The 19,442-nt window shown below is 60.8% G+C and carries 30 protein-coding genes; all 30 read right to left on the reverse strand.

The genetic code is table 11. The features are described from left to right. Positions 1-37: 37 nt before the first annotated feature. Complete coding sequence (locus V8U06_RS04120; protein WP_119258414.1) at positions 38-1,048, reverse strand: DNA-directed RNA polymerase subunit alpha; 1,011 nt, start codon at positions 1,046-1,048, stop codon at positions 38-40. A 100-nt stretch (positions 1,049-1,148) separates the two neighbouring features. Next, on the reverse strand, positions 1,149-1,538 hold the full coding sequence (gene rpsK / locus V8U06_RS04125) for a 30S ribosomal protein S11 (protein WP_023513823.1): 390 nt from the start codon (positions 1,536-1,538) through the stop codon (positions 1,149-1,151). Positions 1,539-1,779: 241 nt separating this feature from the next. Continuing rightward, positions 1,780-2,148: a 30S ribosomal protein S13 gene (gene rpsM, locus V8U06_RS04130; protein WP_184142165.1), complete on the reverse strand. Its 369-nt coding sequence runs from the start codon at positions 2,146-2,148 to the stop codon at positions 1,780-1,782. A 228-nt stretch (positions 2,149-2,376) separates the two neighbouring features. Continuing rightward, on the reverse strand, positions 2,377-2,961 hold the full coding sequence (locus tag V8U06_RS04135) for an adenylate kinase (protein WP_226919370.1): 585 nt from the start codon (positions 2,959-2,961) through the stop codon (positions 2,377-2,379). Beyond that, a complete protein-coding gene (gene secY, locus V8U06_RS04140; RefSeq protein WP_427139637.1) occupies positions 2,958-4,298 on the reverse strand; it encodes a preprotein translocase subunit SecY in 1,341 nt (446 codons plus the stop codon). Before secY ends, V8U06_RS04135 begins: the two co-directional genes overlap by 4 nt. Before the next feature lie 318 nt (positions 4,299-4,616). Next, complete coding sequence (gene rplO, locus V8U06_RS04145; protein ID WP_226919372.1) at positions 4,617-5,096, reverse strand: 50S ribosomal protein L15; 480 nt, start codon at positions 5,094-5,096, stop codon at positions 4,617-4,619. Between the two features lie 11 nt (positions 5,097-5,107). Then, positions 5,108-5,311: a 50S ribosomal protein L30 gene (gene rpmD / locus V8U06_RS04150; protein WP_226919373.1), complete on the reverse strand. Its 204-nt coding sequence runs from the start codon at positions 5,309-5,311 to the stop codon at positions 5,108-5,110. A 13-nt stretch (positions 5,312-5,324) separates the two neighbouring features. Then, positions 5,325-5,891 carry a 30S ribosomal protein S5 gene (gene rpsE, locus V8U06_RS04155; protein ID WP_119258420.1) on the reverse strand — a complete coding sequence of 189 codons (567 nt, stop codon included), beginning with the start codon at positions 5,889-5,891 and terminating at the stop codon, positions 5,325-5,327. Positions 5,892-6,018: 127 nt separating this feature from the next. After that, complete coding sequence (gene rplR, locus V8U06_RS04160) at positions 6,019-6,381, reverse strand: 50S ribosomal protein L18 (protein ID WP_226919374.1); 363 nt, start codon at positions 6,379-6,381, stop codon at positions 6,019-6,021. 12 nt (positions 6,382-6,393) lie between these two features. Beyond that, complete coding sequence (rplF, locus tag V8U06_RS04165; protein WP_427139638.1) at positions 6,394-6,927, reverse strand: 50S ribosomal protein L6; 534 nt, start codon at positions 6,925-6,927, stop codon at positions 6,394-6,396. A gap of 42 nt (positions 6,928-6,969) precedes the next feature. Continuing rightward, entirely contained in the window at positions 6,970-7,368 is a 399-nt protein-coding gene (gene rpsH / locus V8U06_RS04170) for a 30S ribosomal protein S8 (RefSeq protein WP_064329860.1), read from the reverse strand. 12 nt (positions 7,369-7,380) lie between these two features. Further along, the gene (rpsN, locus tag V8U06_RS04175; RefSeq protein WP_226919376.1) at positions 7,381-7,686 is read right to left on the reverse strand and encodes a 30S ribosomal protein S14; all 306 of its coding nucleotides are present in this window, start codon (positions 7,684-7,686) and stop codon (positions 7,381-7,383) included. 35 nt (positions 7,687-7,721) lie between these two features. Continuing rightward, positions 7,722-8,279 carry a 50S ribosomal protein L5 gene (gene rplE, locus V8U06_RS04180; protein ID WP_226919377.1) on the reverse strand — a complete coding sequence of 186 codons (558 nt, stop codon included), beginning with the start codon at positions 8,277-8,279 and terminating at the stop codon, positions 7,722-7,724. Next, a complete protein-coding gene (gene rplX, locus V8U06_RS04185) occupies positions 8,272-8,583 on the reverse strand; it encodes a 50S ribosomal protein L24 (protein WP_117372294.1) in 312 nt (103 codons plus the stop codon). The genes rplE and rplX overlap by 8 nt, the downstream gene beginning before the upstream one ends. Before the next feature lie 12 nt (positions 8,584-8,595). Further along, a complete protein-coding gene (gene rplN, locus V8U06_RS04190) occupies positions 8,596-8,964 on the reverse strand; it encodes a 50S ribosomal protein L14 (RefSeq protein ID WP_018328276.1) in 369 nt (122 codons plus the stop codon). A 234-nt stretch (positions 8,965-9,198) separates the two neighbouring features. Further along, complete coding sequence (gene rpsQ / locus V8U06_RS04195; protein ID WP_226919378.1) at positions 9,199-9,435, reverse strand: 30S ribosomal protein S17; 237 nt, start codon at positions 9,433-9,435, stop codon at positions 9,199-9,201. A gap of 13 nt (positions 9,436-9,448) precedes the next feature. Beyond that, a complete protein-coding gene (rpmC, locus tag V8U06_RS04200; RefSeq protein WP_119258427.1) occupies positions 9,449-9,649 on the reverse strand; it encodes a 50S ribosomal protein L29 in 201 nt (66 codons plus the stop codon). Between the two features lie 12 nt (positions 9,650-9,661). Next, positions 9,662-10,075, reverse strand: coding sequence for a 50S ribosomal protein L16 (gene rplP / locus V8U06_RS04205; protein ID WP_003573792.1), 414 nt, complete (start codon positions 10,073-10,075; stop codon positions 9,662-9,664). 38 nt (positions 10,076-10,113) lie between these two features. Then, positions 10,114-10,845 (reverse strand): 30S ribosomal protein S3, encoded by a 732-nt coding sequence (gene rpsC / locus V8U06_RS04210; RefSeq protein WP_064329856.1) that lies wholly within the window; start codon positions 10,843-10,845, stop codon positions 10,114-10,116. Then, positions 10,845-11,234 carry a 50S ribosomal protein L22 gene (rplV, locus tag V8U06_RS04215; RefSeq protein WP_117372288.1) on the reverse strand — a complete coding sequence of 130 codons (390 nt, stop codon included), beginning with the start codon at positions 11,232-11,234 and terminating at the stop codon, positions 10,845-10,847. The genes rpsC and rplV overlap by 1 nt, the downstream gene beginning before the upstream one ends. Positions 11,235-11,236: 2 nt before the next feature. Beyond that, complete coding sequence (gene rpsS, locus V8U06_RS04220; RefSeq protein ID WP_023517272.1) at positions 11,237-11,515, reverse strand: 30S ribosomal protein S19; 279 nt, start codon at positions 11,513-11,515, stop codon at positions 11,237-11,239. Positions 11,516-11,530: 15 nt separating this feature from the next. Beyond that, positions 11,531-12,367, reverse strand: a complete 837-nt coding sequence (rplB, locus tag V8U06_RS04225) for a 50S ribosomal protein L2 (RefSeq protein WP_226919379.1) — start codon at positions 12,365-12,367, stop codon at positions 11,531-11,533. Positions 12,368-12,397: 30 nt separating this feature from the next. Next, complete coding sequence (locus tag V8U06_RS04230; RefSeq protein WP_064329854.1) at positions 12,398-12,691, reverse strand: 50S ribosomal protein L23; 294 nt, start codon at positions 12,689-12,691, stop codon at positions 12,398-12,400. Then, the gene (gene rplD, locus V8U06_RS04235; RefSeq protein WP_226919380.1) at positions 12,688-13,308 is read right to left on the reverse strand and encodes a 50S ribosomal protein L4; all 621 of its coding nucleotides are present in this window, start codon (positions 13,306-13,308) and stop codon (positions 12,688-12,690) included. Before rplD ends, V8U06_RS04230 begins: the two co-directional genes overlap by 4 nt. A gap of 12 nt (positions 13,309-13,320) precedes the next feature. After that, positions 13,321-14,004 (reverse strand): 50S ribosomal protein L3, encoded by a 684-nt coding sequence (gene rplC, locus V8U06_RS04240; RefSeq protein WP_184142199.1) that lies wholly within the window; start codon positions 14,002-14,004, stop codon positions 13,321-13,323. A gap of 159 nt (positions 14,005-14,163) precedes the next feature. Further along, on the reverse strand, positions 14,164-14,472 hold the full coding sequence (gene rpsJ / locus V8U06_RS04245) for a 30S ribosomal protein S10 (RefSeq protein ID WP_003507767.1): 309 nt from the start codon (positions 14,470-14,472) through the stop codon (positions 14,164-14,166). A gap of 190 nt (positions 14,473-14,662) precedes the next feature. Further along, positions 14,663-15,838 (reverse strand): elongation factor Tu, encoded by a 1,176-nt coding sequence (gene tuf, locus V8U06_RS04250; RefSeq protein WP_226881659.1) that lies wholly within the window; start codon positions 15,836-15,838, stop codon positions 14,663-14,665. A 66-nt stretch (positions 15,839-15,904) separates the two neighbouring features. After that, positions 15,905-18,004, reverse strand: a complete 2,100-nt coding sequence (gene fusA, locus V8U06_RS04255) for an elongation factor G (protein ID WP_427139639.1) — start codon at positions 18,002-18,004, stop codon at positions 15,905-15,907. A gap of 30 nt (positions 18,005-18,034) precedes the next feature. Further along, positions 18,035-18,505, reverse strand: a complete 471-nt coding sequence (gene rpsG / locus V8U06_RS04260; protein ID WP_160784685.1) for a 30S ribosomal protein S7 — start codon at positions 18,503-18,505, stop codon at positions 18,035-18,037. A 55-nt stretch (positions 18,506-18,560) separates the two neighbouring features. Continuing rightward, entirely contained in the window at positions 18,561-18,932 is a 372-nt protein-coding gene (gene rpsL / locus V8U06_RS04265) for a 30S ribosomal protein S12 (RefSeq protein WP_003507760.1), read from the reverse strand. Positions 18,933-19,442: the final 510 nt, after the last annotated feature.

Below are 19,442 nucleotides of genomic sequence, written 5' to 3' on the forward strand. Positions count from 1 at the left end.
AGGCCAGCTGTACGCGCCCCGAAGGGCGCGCGCGGCCTTAGTATTGGTCTTCGTAGCGCTTGGCGAGATCTTCGATGTTCTCCGGCGGCCATGCGGGCACTTCCATGCCGAGGTGCAGGCCCATGGAAGCGAGAACTTCCTTGATCTCGTTGAGCGACTTGCGACCAAAATTCGGAGTGCGAAGCATTTCGGCTTCGGTCTTCTGAATGAGATCGCCGATATAGACGATGTTGTCGTTCTTCAGGCAGTTCGCCGAACGGACGGAAAGTTCCAGTTCGTCGACCTTCTTGAGGAGCGCCGGGTTGAACGCCAGTTCGGTGACCGATTCTTCCTCGGCTTCCTTCTGCGGCTCGTCGAAGTTGACGAAGACCGAGAGCTGGTCCTGGAGAATGCGGGCCGCGAACGCGATCGCGTCTTCGCCCGTGACGGAACCGTCGGTTTCGATGGTCATCGTCAGCTTGTCGTAGTCGAGAACCTGGCCTTCACGGGTGTTTTCCACCTTGTAGGACACTTTCTTGACCGGCGAGTAGAGGCTGTCGACCGGGATGAGGCCGATCGGTGCGTCTTCGGAGCGGTTGCGATCGGCCGGGACATAGCCCTTGCCGTTGTTGACCGTGAACTCCATGCGGATTTCCGCGCCCTCGTCGAGGGTGCAGATCACGTGGTCGGGGTTCAGGATCTCGATGTCGCCGACCGTCTGGATGTCACCAGCCGTCACGACGCCCGGGCCCTGCTTGCGCACGACCATGCGCTTGGAATCATCGCCGTCCATCTTGATGGCGATTTCCTTGATGTTGAGCACGATGTCCGTCACATCTTCCCGGACGCCCGGGATGGAGGAGAACTCGTGCAGGACGCCGTCGATCTGCACGGCGGTAACAGCCGCACCGCGCAGCGACGACAGGAGCACGCGACGCAGCGCGTTGCCGAGCGTCAGGCCGAAGCCACGCTCCAGCGGCTCGGCAACAAGGCTTGCCTTGGTGCGGCCAGAGGAGGTGAATTCCACCTTGTTCGGCTTGATCAGTTCCTGCCAGTTTTTCTGGATCATGTGTTTTGCCTTCCGTTCGCCGCCACCATCCAATCGTGGCGGCCGAGCCCTGAAGTACCGTGGACGCCGGACGGCCTCCACGGTTGTTTAGATGCGATGATCAGACGCGGCGCTTCTTGCGCGGACGGCAACCGTTGTGCGGGATCGGGGTCACGTCGCGGATGGACGTGATCATGAAGCCGGCAGCCTGAAGGGCGCGCAGAGCCGATTCACGGCCGGAACCCGGACCGCAGACTTCGACTTCCAGCGACTTCATGCCGTGTTCCTGGGCCTTCTTGGCGCAGTCTTCAGCAGCGATCTGGGCAGCGAACGGGGTCGACTTGCGCGAACCCTTGAAGCCCTTGGCGCCAGCCGACGACCAGGCAATGGCGTTGCCCTGTGCGTCGGTGATGGTGATCATCGTGTTGTTGAACGAAGAATTGACGTGAGCAACACCCGAGGTGATGTTCTTGCGTTCGCGACGGCGGACGCGTGCGGCTTCCTTGGCCATGGATAGTCCTTTCGTTGATCTCGACACCGCCGTAATACCAGCGGCTCCACCGGGCCTGGATGAGATCCCTGCCCTGAACAAGTATTTGCAGACGGGCCCTGGGGCCGGGGTCTGCGGTGATATCGTCACTGCCGTAATGCCAGCAGCTCCACCGACCGGGATATCGAAGAACCGAACCCCGCTCGAAACTCAAAAGAGGCCGGCGCGAAGCGCCAGCCTCCCGTTCCCCGTTGCCGGGAAATTACTTCTTCTTGCCTGCGATGGCCTTCGCCGGGCCCTTGCGGGTGCGGGCGTTGGTGTGCGTGCGCTGACCGCGGACCGGAAGGCCACGACGGTGACGCAGACCACGGTAGCAACCAAGGTCCATGAGACGCTTGATGTTCATCGAGGTCTCGCGACGCAGGTCGCCTTCGACCTGGTAGTCGCGGTCGATGGTTTCACGGATCTGCAGGATTTCTGCGTCCGTGAGCTGATGCACGCGACGATCAGCCGGGATACCGACCTTCTCGATGATTTCCTGTGCAAACTTCGGGCCGATCCCGTGGATGTAGCGGAGCGCGATGACAACGCGCTTTGCGGTCGGGATGTTGACGCCAGCGATACGTGCCACGCCTGTTCTCCTTGCTTCCAGTTGCCATCCGGCAAGTGGTCTTCTTCATTCGATACGGCCACTAAAGCCGCTGCTCAATCTGATGTTCGGGACATGTCGAAACCGACCGAACCCGGACTTCGTTCTTGGAAATCCGCGCCGATCGCAATGGTATGTCGCGAGTTGGCGCTGTCTTAAGGGGAATCGGCCGAAAAAGTCAACTCCCCGGCCGGGCTTTTTAACCTGATATCAGGCGTTCTCGAGGATTCCCGCGATCTGCGCGGTCACCGTGTCGACATTGGCCATGCCGTCGACCGTCTGGAGCTTGCCCGTCGACGCATAGTAGTTCGACAGCGGCGCGGTCTTTTCGCGGTATTCCGTCAGACGGCGCTTGAAGGCCTCCGGATTGTCGTCGGAGCGAACCGTACCGCCGGCGGCGATCGTTTCGGCAACGCGATTCTCCATGCGCTTGACCAGCGCGACCTCGTCGACCTTCAGCTCGATGACGGCGTCGAGCGCGATGCCCTTGCCGGCGAGGATCTGGTCGAGGGCTTCGGCCTGCGGAACCGTGCGCGGGTAACCGTCGAGGATGAAGCCCTTGGCGCAATCGGGCGAATCGATTCGGTCGGAAACGATTTCGTTGACGATCGCATCGGAAACGAGCTGGCCGGCGTCCATGACGGCCTTGGCGCGCTTGCCGACATCCGTGCCAGCGGCAACGGCCGCCCGCAGCATGTCACCCGTGGAAAGCTGCGGAATACCGTGCTTGTCCGTCAGGAGCTTGGCTTGAGTCCCCTTGCCAGCGCCCGGCGGTCCCAGAAAAATCAGTCTCATCGTCCCCTCTTTCCTCCACGCAGCTTCGACTTCTTGATCAGCCCCTCATACTGCTGAGCAATCAGGTGGCCCTGTATCTGTGCTACAGTATCCAAGGTCACGCTGACAACAATCAAAAGCGACGTACCACCAAGGTAGAACGGCACCCCGGTCTGGGCGATGAGGATCTCGGGAAGAATGCAGACGAACATCAGGTAGGCCGCGCCGATGACCGTGATACGGGTCAGCACGTAGTCGATATATTCAGCGGTGCGCTCGCCCGGACGGATGCCGGGGATGAAGCCGCCGTGCTTCTTCAGATTGTCGGCCGTGTCCTTCGGATTGAAGACGATGGCCGTGTAGAAGAAGGCGAAGAAGGCGATCATGGCCGCATAGAGCACCATGTAGAGCGGCTTGCCGTGGCCGAGCGTGGCCAGGACCGTCGTTGCCCAGGCGGGCAGCTCCGACGTGTTGGAGAAGCCGGCCAGCGTCGCGGGCAGCAGCAGCAGCGAGGACGCGAAGATCGCCGGGATGACGCCCGCGGTGTTGAGCTTCAGCGGCAGGTGCGAGGTGTCGCCCTGGAACATGCGGTTGCCGACCTGGCGCTTCGGATACTGGATCAGCAGGCGGCGCTGGGCGCGTTCAACGAAGACGATCAGCGCGATGACGCCGACGGCCATGACGACGACGGCGATGATGACGCCGATCGACAGGGCGCCGGTGCGGCCGAGTTCGAGCGTGCCGGCGAGCGCGCCCGGAAGGGCGGCGACGATGCCGGCGAAGATGATCAGCGAGATGCCGTTGCCGATGCCGCGCGAGGTGATCTGCTCACCCAGCCACATCAGGAACATGGTGCCGCCGAGCAGCGAGATGACGGTGGAAATGCGGAAGAACCAGCCCGGATCGTTGACCAGCCCTGCCCCGCTCTCCAGGCCCACCGCAATGCCGTAGGCCTGCAGCATGCCGAGCAGCACCGTGCCGTAGCGGGTGTACTGGTTGATGATCTTGCGGCCCTGCTCGCCTTCCTTCTTCAGCTGTTCCAGCGAAGGAACGACGGAGGTCATCAGCTGCACGATGATCGACGCGGAGATGTACGGCATGATGCCGAGCGCGAAAATCGCCATGCGCTCGACGGCGCCGCCGGAGAACATGTTGAAGAGGCCGAGAATGCCGCCCGACTGGCCACGGAAGGCCTGGGCGAAGGCATCGGGGTTGAGGCCCGGCAACGGGATATAGGTGCCGAGACGATAGACGAGCAGCGCGCCCAGCGTGAACCAGAGACGCTTCTTCAGATCTTCCGCCTTGGCGAAAGTCGAGAAGTTGAGATTAGAGGCAAGTTGTTCCGCTGCCGAAGCCATGCATTTCTCCGCTAGCCGATCCGGCGGCGGTGAAGCCCGGCCAGGTCCGGAATGGCTGATCCTTCTTGGCACAAGCGGCTGGCCCTCCCCGGACCGGCGACGCCGATGCTGAAATTGGTCGTGCCCTTCTGCCGTTGCGGCAAATCGGGCGGATGGAGCCTAAACCGGTTGAAACGCGGATTGTCAAGCAATCCCGGCCTCACCCTGGTTTTTTATCCGGATAACGACGGGGACAAGGGTCCCGGCTGCCGTTGTGAGGCTCACATATGGGAGCAAAATCGCCCGGTGTGAAGCACACCGGGCGATTATTTCGTCGAATTATTCAGCGGCTTCCGCTGCTGCGACCAGCAGCTTCACCGAGCCGCCAGCCTTTTCGATCTTTTCGATCGCCGGCTTGGAGGCGCCGGCGACTTCGAAGGCAACCTTGGCCTTGAGTTCGCCGTCAGCGAGGATGCGCACGCCGTCCTTTTCGCGGCGGATCACGCCAGCGGCCTTGAGAGCGGCTGCGTCAACGGTCGCCTTGGCGTCGAGCTTGCCGGCATCGATTGCCTTCTGGACGCGGTCCAGGGAAACGATGACGAAGTCGGACGCGAAGATGTTGTTGAAGCCGCGCTTCGGCAGGCGACGGTAGATGGGCATCTGGCCGCCTTCGAAGCCGTTGATGGCAACGCCCGAACGAGCCTTCTGACCCTTGACGCCGCGACCACCGGTCTTGCCCTTGCCCGAACCGATACCGCGACCTACGCGCTTGCGGTTCTTCGAGGAGCCTTCGTTGTCCTTGATTTCATTGAGCTTCATGATCTATCCCCTCACTTCTCTTCGACGACGCGAACGAGGTGCTGGACGGCACGGATCATGCCGCGGACAGACGGGGTGTCTTCCAGCGTGCGAACCCGGTGCATCTTGTTGAGGCCCAGGCCGACCAGCGTCGCGCGCTGGCTGGCCGGACGGCGGATGGGGCTGCCGATCTGCTCGACAGTCACCGTCTTCTTGGCGGTTTCTTTCTTAGCCATGGATCAGTGCTCCTTATTCTTCAGCAGCAACGCCGGCCGACTGACGACGAGCCTGCAGCGTGGCGTACTTCATGCCGCGCTGAGCTGCGATGTCCTTCGGGTGCATCTGGCTCTTGAGAGCGTCGAACGTCGCACGGATCATGTTGTACGGGTTCGAGGAACCGGTCGACTTGGCGACGACGTCATGAACGCCGAGCGTTTCGAAGACGGCGCGCATCGGGCCACCGGCGATGATACCGGTACCGGCCTTGGCCGAACGCAGCAGGACCTTGCCGGCGCCGTGGCGGCCGTGCACGTCGTGGTGCAGCGTGCGGCCGGAGCGCAGCGGTACGAAGATGAGGTCGCGCTTGGCGGCTTCGGTGGCCTTCCGGATCGCTTCCGGAACTTCACGAGCCTTGCCGTGGCCGAAGCCGACGCGGCCCTTCTGGTCGCCGACGACGACGAGAGCTGCGAAACCGAAACGACGGCCGCCCTTGACGACCTTCGCGACGCGGTTGATCGCGACGAGCTTGTCGACAAACTCGCTGTCGCGCTCTTCGCGGTTCTGGCGGTCATCGCGACCGCGCTTTTCCTGTGCCATTGTCCTTTTCCTTTTTCTTTTCCGGGTGCAATCGGCAGATTGACGAAAGTCGCCTCCATCAGGAAATGGAAGCGACCAGTACCCTACTGAGCTGGTCGGCGGGCGCGAAGAGCGCCCGACCGATTGATCAGAAGTTCAGACCACCTTCACGGGCAGCTTCGGCGAGAGCCTTGATGCGGCCGTGATAGATGAAGGCGCCACGGTCGAAAACGACTTCCTTGACGCCTGCCTTGACGGCGCGCTCAGCAATGAGCTTGCCGACGGCAGCGGCTGCTGCCGTGTCGGCGCCCGTCTTCAGCGACGAGCGCAGATCGGTGTCGAGCGTGGAGGCGGACGCAAGCGTCTTGCCGGCCACGTCATCGATGACCTGTACATAGATGTTCTTCGACGAGCGATGAACCGACAGGCGCGGACGGCCGTTGGCGACCGCCTTGATGGAACGGCGCACGCGGTTGGCGCGGCGCACGAGAGCTTCTTTCCTGCTAGCCATTTCGCGTGATCCTTACTTCTTCTTGCCTTCTTTGCGGACGATCCGCTCTTCCGCGTACTTGACGCCCTTGCCCTTGTAGGGTTCGGGGCCACGGTATTCGCGGATTTCGGCGGCGACCTGGCCGACCTGCTGCTTGTTGATGCCGCTGACGATGATTTCGGTCGGCTTCGGAACAGCGATCGTGATGCCTTCCGGCGTCTGGTAGACGACGTCATGGCTGAAGCCGAGTGCCAGCTGCAGGTTCTTGCCCTGGAGCGACGCGCGGTAACCGACGCCGTTGATTTCGAGCTTGCGCTCGTAACCGTCCTTCACGCCCTTGAAGATGTTCTCGACCATCGTGCGGGACATGCCCCACTTGGAACGAGCGTCCTTCGAGTCGTTGGCCGGCTGAACGACAACAGCGTTGTCTTCGAGCTTTACCGAAACTTCGTCATTGGCGACGAAGAACAGTTCGCCCTTCGGGCCCTTTGCGGTGACCTTCTGACCGTCGACGGTCGCGGTGACACCAGCGGGAACCGGAACGGGCTTCTTACCGATACGAGACATTGTTTTATCCTGTCTGTTCGTTATGGAGATCCCTGCCCTGTCTTAGAAGACAGAGCAAAGAATCTCGCCACCAACGTTCTGTTCGCGTGCCTGGTGATCGGCCATCACGCCCTTCGGGGTCGAAAGGATGGTGATGCCGAGGCCGTTCGCGACCTGCGGAATGGACTTAACCGAGACATAGACCCGGCGGCCCGGCTTGGAGACGCGGTCGATCTTGCGGATCACGGACGCGCCTTCGTAGTACTTGAGTTCGATGTTCAGCTCGGCCTTGCCGTTGCCGAATTCGACTTCCGAATATCCGCGGATGTAGCCTTCAGCCTGAAGGACGTCCAGGACGCGGGCGCGCAGCTTGGAAGCCGGCGTGGAAACGCTCGACTTGCGGCGTGCGGCGCCGTTGCGGATACGGGTGAGCATATCGCCCAAGGGATCAGTCATTGCCATGTGCCCGTCTCCTTACCAGCTCGACTTGACGATGCCCGGCACCTTGCCGAGATTGCCCAGCTCGCGAAGCGCGATACGCGACATCTTGAGCTTACGATAGAATGCACGCGGACGGCCGGTGACTTCGCAACGGTTACGGATGCGGGTCTTCGAGCCATTGCGCGGCATAGCGGCAAGCTTCAGGGTAGCCTTGAAGCGGTCTTCGATCGGAAGAGCCTGGTTCTGGATGATCGCCTTGAGGGCGGCGCGCTTGGCAGCCTGGCTTGCGACCAGTTTGCGACGGCGGTTGTTCTTCTCGACTGCGCTGGTTTTAGCCATAACAGTGTTATCCTTCTATACGCTTGTCGTTACGGTCAGGCGCGGAACGGGAAGCTGAACTCCTTGAGGAGTGCGCGTGCTTCGTCGTCCGTCGGTGCCGTCGTGCAAACGATGATGTCCATGCCCCACATCTGATCAACCTTGTCGTAGTTGATCTCAGGGAACACAATGTGCTCCTTGATACCCATGGCGAAGTTGCCACGGCCATCGAAGGACTTCGGGTTCAGACCACGGAAGTCGCGTACGCGGGGCAGCGCGATGTTCACGAGGCGATCCAGAAATTCGTACATGCGGGCGCCGCGCAGGGTGACCTTCGCGCCGATCGGCATGCCTTCACGGACCTTGAAGCCCGCGATCGAGTTGCGAGCGCGCGTGATGACCGGCTTCTGGCCGGCGATCGATGCGAGGTCGGCTGCGGCAACGGTCGGCTTCTTGGAGTCGCCCGTGGCTTCGCCCACGCCCATGTTGATGACGATCTTTTCGATCTTCGGGATCTGCATCTCGTTGGCGTAGGAGAACTGCTCCCTCAGCGCCGCGCGGATGCGCTCGACGTAGTCCTTCTTGAGCCGCGGCTCATACTTGGTGTCAGCCATCGATCGACACTCCCGAACGCTTTGCTACACGAACCTTCTTGTCGCCTTCGACCTTGAAACCGACGCGGGTCGGCTTGCCGTCCTTGGGGTCGGCGATCGCGATGTTCGACAGGTGGATCGAAGCTTCCTTGGTGATGATGCCGGCTTCCTGGGTCTGGGTCTGACGCTGGTGACGCTTCACCAGGTTGATACCCTTGACGACCGCACGGTCTTCCTTCGGCAGCACCTGAACAACCTCGCCGGTACGGCCCTTGTCCTTGCCGGTGAGTACGACGACCTTGTCGCCCTTACGAATCTTCTGCATAGCCATCGCTCCTTAGAGTACTTCCGGAGCCAGCGAGATGATCTTCATGTGGTTCTTCGCGCGCAGCTCGCGCGGAACCGGTCCGAAGATACGGGTGCCGATGGGCTCTTTCTTGTTGTCGATCAGGACGGCTGCGTTGTTGTCAAAACGAATGACGCTGCCATCGGGGCGGCGGATGTCCTTGGCGGTACGAACGACGACCGCCTTCATCACGTCACCCTTCTTCACGCGGCCGCGCGGAATCGCTTCCTTGATCGAGACGACGATAATGTCGCCGACCGAAGCGTACTTGCGCTTGGAGCCGCCCAGCACCTTGATGCACATGACACGACGTGCGCCGGAATTATCCGCGACGTCGAGGTTAGTCTGCATCTGAATCATGTCAGGTCGCCTTCTTGTTTTACCGGACCGGTTGGGTGTTAGCCCCCTGTTCCAGCTTATGGAAATTCATGTTTTCGCGCGGGATGGTGTGTTGCCAGGGTGGTTTCCCTTCGGCGAACCGACGGACCTTCCGTGCGCTCAAAGCAAAAGAACGCTCGTGATTCCGAGCGTCCTTGCGCTGCTTCATACAGAATTTCGCGCCAGAAGCAAGAGCCCGGCGCGAAATCGATGTTTTTAGGCGTGGACCGAGACGACGGTCCAGCGCTTGTCCTTCGAGATCGGCGCACATTCCTGGATGGAAACGACGTCGCCAACCTTGAACTGGTTGTTCTCGTCATGCGCCTTGTACTTCTTGGACCGGCGAACGGTCTTCTGAAGCAGCGGGTGAGCAAAGCGGCGCTCGACGCGAACGACAACGGTCTTGTCGTTCTTGTCGCTGACTACGGTGCCCTGCAGAATGCGTTTCGGCATATTTTTCTGGTCCTTAGGCCTTGGCTTCTGCCGCCTTCTGGCGGGCAATGGTCTTGACGCGCGCGATGTCCTTGCGGACTTCGTTGATGCGCGAGGTCTTCTCGAGCTGGCCAGTCGCCTTCTGGAAGCGCAGGTTGAACTGCTCCTTCTTCAGCTTGGCAAGCTCGTCATTGAGCTGGTCGGCGCTGAGCGCCCGGACGTCTGCGGCTTTCATCGCTCTCGCTCCTTACTCTGCAATGCGCTGTACGAAGCGCGTCTTGACCGAGAGCTTGGCCGAGCCGAGGCGGAGCGCTTCACGCGCGATTTCCTCGGAAACACCGTCGATCTCGAACATCATACGGCCGGGCTTGACCTTGCATGCCCAGTATTCGACCGAACCCTTACCCTTACCCATGCGGACTTCCGTGGGCTTCGCGGTGACCGGAACGTCGGGGAACACGCGGATCCACACGCGACCGGCACGCTTCATGTAACGGGTGATCGCGCGGCGGGCCGCTTCGATCTCACGTGCGTTCACGCGGTTCGGTTCCTGAGCCTTCAAGCCGAACTCGCCGAAAGCGAGGTCGGAGCCGCCCTTGGCGACACCCTTGATGCGGCCCTTGAACTGCTTGCGGTACTTGGTACGCTTTGGCTGCAACATTTTTTTACTTCTCCGATATTGGCTGCCAAACGCGACTGTTACGCGTTTTCACGACGACGGTCGCCGCGATCGCCGCGTTCACGGCTTGCGGGACCCTGGCTGTCACTTTCGCTGGCGCGACGCTCAGAGGCCATCGGATCGTGCTCAAGGATTTCGCCCTTGAAGATCCAGACCTTGATGCCGCAGATGCCGAATGCGGTTTCGGCTTCAGCCGTACCGTAGTCGATGTCTGCACGCAGCGTGTGAAGCGGAACGCGACCTTCGCGGTACCATTCCGTACGGGCGATTTCCGCACCGCCGAGACGGCCGGCGCAGGTGATCTTGATGCCTTCGGCGCCAAGACGCATGGCCGACTGAACGGCGCGCTTCATCGCACGGCGGAAAGCCACGCGGCGCTCGAGCTGCTGGGCGATCGACTGAGCGACCAGCGTTGCGTCGACTTCCGGCTTGCGCACTTCAACGATGTTGAGGTGCGTTTCGGAGTTCGTCATCTCGGAAAGCTTCTTGCGGAGCTTCTCGATGTCTGCACCCTTCTTGCCGATGATCAGACCCGGGCGAGCCGAGTGGATCGTGACGCGGCACTTCTTGTGCGGACGCTCGATGACGACCTTGGCGATACCGGCCTGCTTCAGCTCGTCCTGTACGAACTTGCGGATCTTCAGGTCTTCGTGGAGCAGCTGGCCGTATTCGGCGTTGTCGGCGAACCAACGGCTGTCCCAGGTACGGTTGATGCCGAGGCGGAAACCGATTGGATTAATCTTCTGGCCCATTATGCGGCCTCCCCTTTGGCTTCGACTTCACGGACGACGATCGTCAGATGCGAGAAAGGCTTCTCGATCCGCGATGCACGGCCGCGGCCACGAGCGTGGAAACGCTTCATGACGATCGACTTGCCGACATAGGCCTCAGCGACGATCAGCGAATCGACGTCGAGGTCGTGGTTGTTTTCTGCGTTGGCGATTGCAGATTCAAGCGTCTTCTTGACGGTCTCGGCGCTACGCTTGCGCGAGAATTCAAGTTCGGCGAGAGCCCGGTCGACCTTCTTGCCGCGGATGAGCGCAGCAAGCAGGTTGAGCTTCTGGGGGCTGACGCGGATCGTGCGCGCGATGGCCTGCGCCTCGTTATCCTTCAGCCGGCGTTCGGCTTTAGCCTTACCCATCGTTACTTCCTCTTCGCCTTCTTGTCCGCACCGTGACCGTAGTAGGTCCGGGTGGGAGCGAATTCACCAAACTTGTGACCGACCATGTCTTCGTTGACGGCCACCGGGATGTGCTTCGAGCCGTTGTAGACACCGAAGGTCAGACCGACGAACTGCGGCAGGATCGTGGAGCGACGGCTCCAGATCTTGATCACTTCGCTGCGACCGCCCTCACGAACCTTCTCAGCCTTCTTGAGAAGATAGCCGTCAACAAACGGGCCTTTCCATACTGAACGAGCCATTTCTGACTACCTCTCTTACTTCTTCTTCAGGTGGCGCGAGCGCATGATGAACTTGTCGGTCGACTTGTTCGAGCGGGTACGCTTGCCCTTGGTGGGCTTGCCCCACGGGGAAACCGGATGGCGACCACCAGAGGTGCGGCCTTCACCACCACCGTGCGGGTGATCGACGGGGTTCATGACGACGCCGCGGTTGTGCGGGGTCTTGCCGCGCCAGCGGGTACGACCGGCCTTACCGTCGTTGATGTTGCCGTGGTCCGGGTTGGACACGGCGCCGACCGTTGCAAGGCAGGTCGCATGAACGAGGCGCTGTTCGCCAGAGTTCAGGCGAAGGATCGCCATGCCCTGGTCGCGGCCGACGAGCTGAACGAAGGTGCCTGCGGAACGGGCGATCTGGCCACCCTTGCCCGGCTTCATTTCGACGTTGTGAACGATCGAACCAACCGGAATGTACTGCAGCGGCATGGTGTTGCCGGGCTTGACGTCAACCGCCTTGGTGGAGGCGATGACCTTGTCGCCGGCTGCCAGGCGCTGCGGGGCCAGGATGTAGGCCTGCTCGCCGTCGGCATAGTTCACCAGAGCGATGAACGCCGTGCGGTTCGGGTCGTATTCCAGACGCTCGACCGTGCCCTCGACGTCGAACTTGCGACGCTTGAAGTCGACGAGACGGTAGGTACGCTTGTGACCGCCGCCGATGAAGCGGGCGGTGATGCGACCGAGGTTGTTACGACCGCCGCTCTTGGAGAGGCCTTCGGTCAGAGCCTTTACGGGCTTGCCCTTGTAAAGGCCCGACCGGTCGACGATGACCAGCTGACGCTGGCTCGGAGTGGTCGGGTTGTAGCTTTTCAATGCCATTTTTCTGTTTCCTTTTATCCGACTGCCCGATTAGAGCCCGGTGGAGACGTCGATGGACTGACCGTCAGCGAGCGTGACGATAGCCTTCTTGACATCTCCCTGCCGGCCGGAGAAGCCGCGGAAACGCTTGATCTTGCCCTTGCGGACGAGCGTGTTCACAGCCGTGACCTTGACGCCGAAGAGAGCTTCCACAGCAGCCTTGATTTCAGGCTTGGAGGCGCGCTTGGCAACGTTGAAGACGATCTGGTTGTTTTCGGATACCAGCGTCGACTTTTCGGTGATCGAAGGAGATACGATCACATCGTAGTGGCGAAGATCCGTCATTTGAACCGCTCCTCGAGGGCTTCTACAGCAGCCTTGGAGAGCACGAGCTTGCCGCGGCGCAGGATGTCGTAAACATTGATACCCTGGATCGGCAGTACATCCACGTTCGGGATGTTGCGGGCTGCGAGCTTGAAGTTGCCGTCAAGTTCTGCGCCGCCGATGAAGAGGGCATTGGTGAGACCGAGCGAAGCGAATACGCCGGCCAGAGCCTTCGTCTTTGCTTCCTTGGCAACGAGGTCGTCGATGATGATGACGTCGTCAGCCTTGATCTTGGCCGAGAGGGCGTGACGCAGGCCGAGAGCGCGAACCTGCTTGGGCAGGTCGTGAGCGTGGCTGCGGGAAACCGGGCCGTGAGCCTTGGCACCGCCGCGGAACTGCGGAGCGCGAGCCGAATGGTGACGAGCGCGGCCCGTACCCTTCTGCTTGTACATCTTGGAGCCCGTGCGGGAGACTTCGCCGCGCGTCAGGGACTGGTGGGTGCCCTGCTGCTTCTTGGCGAGCTGCCAGCGGATGACGCGGGCAATGATGTCTTCGCGCGGCTCGAGGCCGAAGATCGCGTCGGAGAGGGAGACCTTGCCGGCGTCCTTCCCGTCGAGGGTCGTGACTTTGAGATCCATGATCAGGCTCCCTTACTTGGCTGCGGCGCGCACGGCGGCCGGACGCGGAGCGTCGGACGGGGTGCCGGACTTGACGGCGTCACGGACGACGATCCAGGCGCCCTTGGAGCCGGGGACTGCGCCCTTGACGAGGATGAGACCGCGTTCTTCGTCGGTGGAGACGACTTCGAGGTTCTGGGTGGTGACGCGCGTCTGGCCCATGTGACCAGCCATGCGCTTGCCCTTCCAGACCTTGCCCGGGTCCTGGTTGTTACCCGTCGAACCGTGCGAACGGTGCGAAACGGAAACGCCGTGCGTTGCACGAAGACCGCCGAAGTTGTGGCGCTTCATGGCACCGGCGAAGCCCTTACCGATCGTGGTGCCGGTAACGTCGACGAGCTGGCCTGCGACGAAATGGCTGGCGGTCAGTTCCGCGCCGATTTCGATGAGGTTGTCTTCCGAAACGCGGAATTCAACGAGCTTGGCCTTCGGCTCGACGCTTGCAGCGGCGAACTGGCCGCGCAGCGCCTTTGCCGTGTTCTTCACCTTGGAAGAGCCGGCGCCGAGCTGAACAGCCGTGTAGCCGTTCTTCTCCTGCGTACGCTGGGCAACGACCTGGACGTTGTCCAGTCGCAGTACTGTTACAGGGATGTGCTCACCTGCGTCATTATAGACGCGAGTCATCCCTACTTTCTGTGCAATCACACCTGAACGCATGGTTCAATCCTCTTAGAAGTCCTGGCGGGATCGTGACGTCCCGTCATGCCTCTTGGTTTAAGGATTCCACTCGGGCTCGAAGGCCGTCGGGTTTCCCGTTTTTAGAAGACGTCGGCTTAATGCCACGTACCTTCCTTGTTATTTCGGCTTACGCCGGACTTAGAGCTTGATCTCTACGTCTACACCGGCCGCAAGGTCGAGCTTCATAAGAGCGTCGACCGTCTGCGGCGTCGGATCTACGATGTCGAGAAGGCGCTTGTGGGTGCGCATCTCGAACTGTTCACGGCTCTTCTTGTCAACGTGGGGCGAACGGTTGACCGTGAACTTTTCAATACGGGTCGGGAGAGGAACGGGGCCGCGGACGCTTGCGCCGGTACGCTTTGCCGTCGACACGATTTCACGCGTGGAGGCATCAAGGATCCGGTGGTCAAACGCCTTGAGGCGGATGCGGATGTTCTGGCCGTTCATACGACTTTTTCCTTAGTTCGTTATCCGCGCGATTCTCTTGGGAAAGCGCGTTTTTTGATTCTGGCGGTTCCCATAAAGGAACGCACACGAAAACACAATTGCCGAAAGGCCAGTCCGCTAAATTTTCAAAGACCGGAGGGGCAGGGTTGTGCCCTGCCCTTCCTATTTCAGCGGCTTGAAGCCTTAAGTCTTACTCGACGATGGAGGCAACGATGCCTGCGCCGACGGTACGGCCGCCTTCGCGGATAGCGAAGCGCAGCTTTTCTTCCATCGCGATCGGAACGATCAGCTCGACGTCAACCGTGACGTTGTCGCCCGGCATAACCATTTCCGTGCCTTCCGGAAGCGTTACGATGCCCGTAACGTCCGTCGTGCGGAAGTAGAACTGCGGACGGTAGTTCGTGAAGAACGGCGTATGACGGCCGCCTTCTTCCTTCGTCAGGATGTAGGCTTCTGCCTTGAACTTCTTGTGCGGCTTGACCGAACCCGGCTTGCACAGGATCTGGCCACGCTCGACGCCGTCACGGTTCACACCGCGCAGCAGCGCACCGATGTTGTCGCCGGCCTGGCCCTGGTCGAGCAGCTTGCGGAACATTTCAACGCCCGTGCAGGTCGTCTTCGTCGTCGGACGGATGCCGACGATTTCGATTTCTTCACCGACCTTCACGATACCGCGCTCAACGCGACCCGTAACAACCGTACCGCGGCCCGAGATCGAGAACACGTCTTCGATCGGCATCAGGAACGGCTGGTCGATCGGACGCTCCGGCGTCGGGATGTACGCGTCGACTTCTTCCATCAGCTTGCGGATGGCGTTCTCGCCGATTTCCTTGTTCGAGTCTTCGAGAGCGGCAAGAGCCGAACCCTTGACGATCGGAATGTCGTCGCCCGGGAAGTCGTAGGACGACAGAAGTTCGCGAACTTCAAGCTCAACGAGCTCGAGAAGTTCGGCGTCGTCAACCTGGTCGACCTTGTTGAGGAACACGACGATGGCCGGAACGCCAACCTGACGGGCGAGCAGGATGTGCTCGCGGGTCTGCGGCATCGGGCCGTCGGCAGCCGAGCAAACCAGGATCGCGCCGTCCATCTGGGCAGCACCGGTGATCATGTTCTTGACGTAGTCGGCGTGGCCGGGGCAGTCAACGTGGGCGTAGTGACGGTTCGCCGTCTCGTATTCGACGTGCGCCGTCGAGATGGTGATGCCGCGGGCCTTTTCTTCCGGAGCGGCGTCGATCTGGTCGTACGCCTTGAACTCGCCGAAGTACTTCGTGATCGCTGCCGTCAGCGACGTCTTGCCATGGTCAACGTGGCCGATCGTGCCGATGTTTACGTGAGGCTTGTTGCGCTCAAACTTACCTTTTGCCATTTCCGGCTCTCCGTTCCTGATCCCTCGAAGGGAAATTCATTCAAATTTTGAAAGGGGTTACCCCGGTCACTTCTGACCGGAGTACTTTGCCTGGATTTCCTGTGCGACGTTCGACGGAACCGGCGCGTAATGGTCGAAGACCATCGAGTACTGGGCGCGGCCCTGCGACATGGAGCGCAGGTTGTCGACGTACTTGAACATGTTCGCCAGCGGCACGTTGGCGGAGATCACGACGGCGACGCCGCGCGATTCCTGGCCCTGGATCTGGCCACGACGGGAGTTCAGGTCGCCGATGACGTCGCCGACATAGTCTTCCGGCGTTACGACTTCGACCTTCATCATCGGCTCGAGCAGCTGGGCGCCAGCTTCACGCGATGCTTCACGGAAGCAGGCACGCGATGCGATTTCGAAGGCGAGGACCGAGGAGTCGACGTCGTGGAAGGCGCCGTCGATGAGCGTCGCCTTGACGCCGAGCATCGGGAAGCCTGCGAGCGGACCCGAGGACAGAACGCTTTCGATACCCTTCTGAACGCCCGGGATGTATTCCTTCGGAACAGCACCACCGACGATCTTGGATTCGAACTTGAAGTCTTCGCCTTCATCGTTCGGTTCGAAGACGAGCTTGACGCGCGCGAACTGGCCGGTACCACCGGTCTGCTTCTTGTGCGTGTAGTCCTTCTCGGTCTTGCGCGTGATCGTTTCGCGGTAGGCAACCTGCGGAGCGCCGACGTTGGCTTCGACCTTGAACTCGCGACGCATGCGGTCGACGATGATGTCGAGGTGAAGTTCACCCATGCCTGCGATGATCGTCTGGCCGGACTCTTCGTCGGTCTTGACGCGGAAGGACGGGTCTTCGGCGGCCAGGCGGTTCAGGGCGAGGCCCATCTTTTCCTGGTCGTTCTTCGTCTTCGGCTCGATCGCGATCTGGATAACCGGTTCCGGGAATTCCATGCGCTCGAGGATGACCGGCTTCAGCGGGTCGCAGAGCGTGTCGCCCGTCGTCGTGTCCTTGAGGCCGGCGAGAGCAACGATGTCGCCTGCGAAGGCTTCTTCGATGTCTTCACGCGAGTTGGAGTGCATCTGCAGCATGCGGCCGACGCGCTCGCGCTTTTCCTTGACCGTGTTCATGACCGACGTGCCCTTTTCGAGCTTGCCGGAATAGATGCGGGCGAAGGTGAGCGAACCGACGAAGGGGTCGTTCATGATCTTGAACGCGAGCATGGAGAGCGGCTCGTTGTCGTCAGCGTGACGCTCGATTTCGCCTTCCGTCTTCACGTCGATGCCCTTGATCGCCGGGATGTCTGCCGGGGACGGCAGGTAGTCGACGACGGCGTCGAGGAGCGGCTGAACGCCCTTGTTCTTGAACGCGGTACCGCAGAACATCGGGTGGAACTTCACGTCGATGGTGCCGCGGCGAACGAGTTCGCGGATCTTGTCGTTGTCCGGGTAGTTGCCTTCGAGATAGGCTTCCATCGCGGCTTCGTCGATTTCGACGACGGTCTCGATGAGCTTCTCGCGGTACTCTTCGGCCTTTTCCTTCATGTCTTCCGGAATCTCGACGACGTCCCACTGGGCGCCGAGCGATTCGTCGCGCCAGACGAGAGCGTTCATCTCGATCAGGTCGATGACGCCCTTGAAGTCGCTTTCAGCGCCGATCGGCAGCTGCATGACGACGGCGGTCGCACCGAGACGCGACTTGATCATGGAAACCGAGCGGTAGAAGTCCGCGCCGGTCTTGTCCATCTTGTTGCAGAAGATCATGCGCGGAACGTTGTACTTCTCAGCCTGACGCCAGACGGTTTCCGTCTGCGGCTCAACGCCGGCGTTGGCATCGAGAAGGGCAATCGCACCGTCGAGAACGCGCAGCGAACGCTCGACTTCGATGGTGAAGTCGACGTGGCCGGGGGTGTCGATGATGTTGAAGCGGCGGGTCTTGCCGTCACGGCCCTTCCAGAAGGTCGTGGTGGCAGCCGACGTGATCGTGATGCCGCGTTCCTGCTCCTGCTCCATCCAGTCCATGGTCGCGGCGCCGTCATGGACTTCGCCGATCTTGTGGGACTTGCCGGTGTAGTAGAGGATGCGCTCGGTCGTCGTGGTCTTGCCAGCGTCGATATGCGCCATGATACCGAAATTACGGTAGTCTTCGATTTTGTATTCGCGAGCCATGGAGGACTCCTTTCGAGACGTTAGTTTCGGTTACCAGCGGTAGTGCGAGAATGCACGGTTGGCGTCAGCCATCTTGTGCGTGTCTTCGCGCTTCTTGACTGCGCTGCCGCGATTGTTGGCTGCGTCCATGAGTTCGCCGGAGAGGCGCTCGACCATGGTCGTTTCGTTACGCTTGCGGGCAGCGGCAATCAGCCAGCGGATGGCCAGAGCCTGACGACGCTCCGGACGAACATCGACCGGAACCTGGTACGTCGCACCACCAACGCGGCGCGAGCGCACTTCGACGTGCGGCGCAACGTTGTCGAGAGCCGAATGGAACACGCCGAGCGGATCCTGCTTGGCCTTGCCCTGCACGACATCGAAGGCACCGTAAACGATCGTTTCGGCGACGGACTTCTTGCCGTCCAGCATGATGGCGTTCATGAACTTGGTGACCACGAGATCGCCGAACTTCGGGTCCGGATTGATCTCGCGCTTTTCTGCTCTATGGCGACGGGACATACTTTTCGTCTTTCTTCAAAAGGTTCTGACCAGCGAAATGGCGCCGGTTACTGTATTACTTCGGACGCTTCGCGCCGTACTTGGAGCGGCGCTGCTTGCGGTTCTTGACGCCCTGGGTGTCGAGAACGCCGCGGATGATGTGGTAGCGCACGCCCGGAAGGTCCTTTACGCGGCCGCCACGGATCATGACGACAGAGTGTTCCTGCAGGTTGTGGCCTTCGCCCGGGATGTAGCCGATGACTTCGAAGCCATTGGTCAGGCGGATCTTGGCGACCTTACGCAGAGCCGAGTTCGGCTTCTTCGGGGTCGTCGTGTAGACGCGGGTGCAAACGCCGCGCTTCTGGGGGTTTTCCTGCAGGGCAGGAACCTTGTTGCGCTTCACCTGCGCCTGGCGCGGCTTGCGGATAAGCTGGTTTACGGTAGGCATAGAACCATCCCTTATTCGTGTCTCGTTACCCTTGCGGGCGGCTTTGGAGCGGTAAACCGCCCCCGGATACTCGGTTGCCGCATTTATGCGACGCCAAGCGTTCCGCTTGCCCTGCAAAATGCTCGTGGCCACACGCGTGTTCATGCGCAATAAAAGGCCAATCCGCCTTGGCGGATGACCTCGTTAGGCAGAGGACGCGCTATAACCGCGTCATGCGTGCAGCATTCATGTTCTCAACGTGCGTCGAGCCCTGTTTGAGGCGAACTTCAGAACGAGTCATTCCGAACCAGCCAGCCTCACATAGGCTCTGATGGCGTGCGGAATACTGACTTAAGGGCAAAAGGTCAAGGGGCGAGGCGAAAGAATCCCGGGGCCGAATGGCTGTCCTGCCTGAAAAGCAGGGCTTTCGGCGGCCTTGCCGCCCCTCTTCGGGGGCATTTGCGACCGCACATCCTTCGCCCGACAATATTAAGAAAGCCTGAAGACGGAATCAACCGGAAGAGTCGATTC

The organism is Shinella sp. G-2 (genome assembly GCF_050172695.1).
Taxonomy (GTDB): Bacteria; Pseudomonadota; Alphaproteobacteria; order Rhizobiales; family Rhizobiaceae; genus Shinella.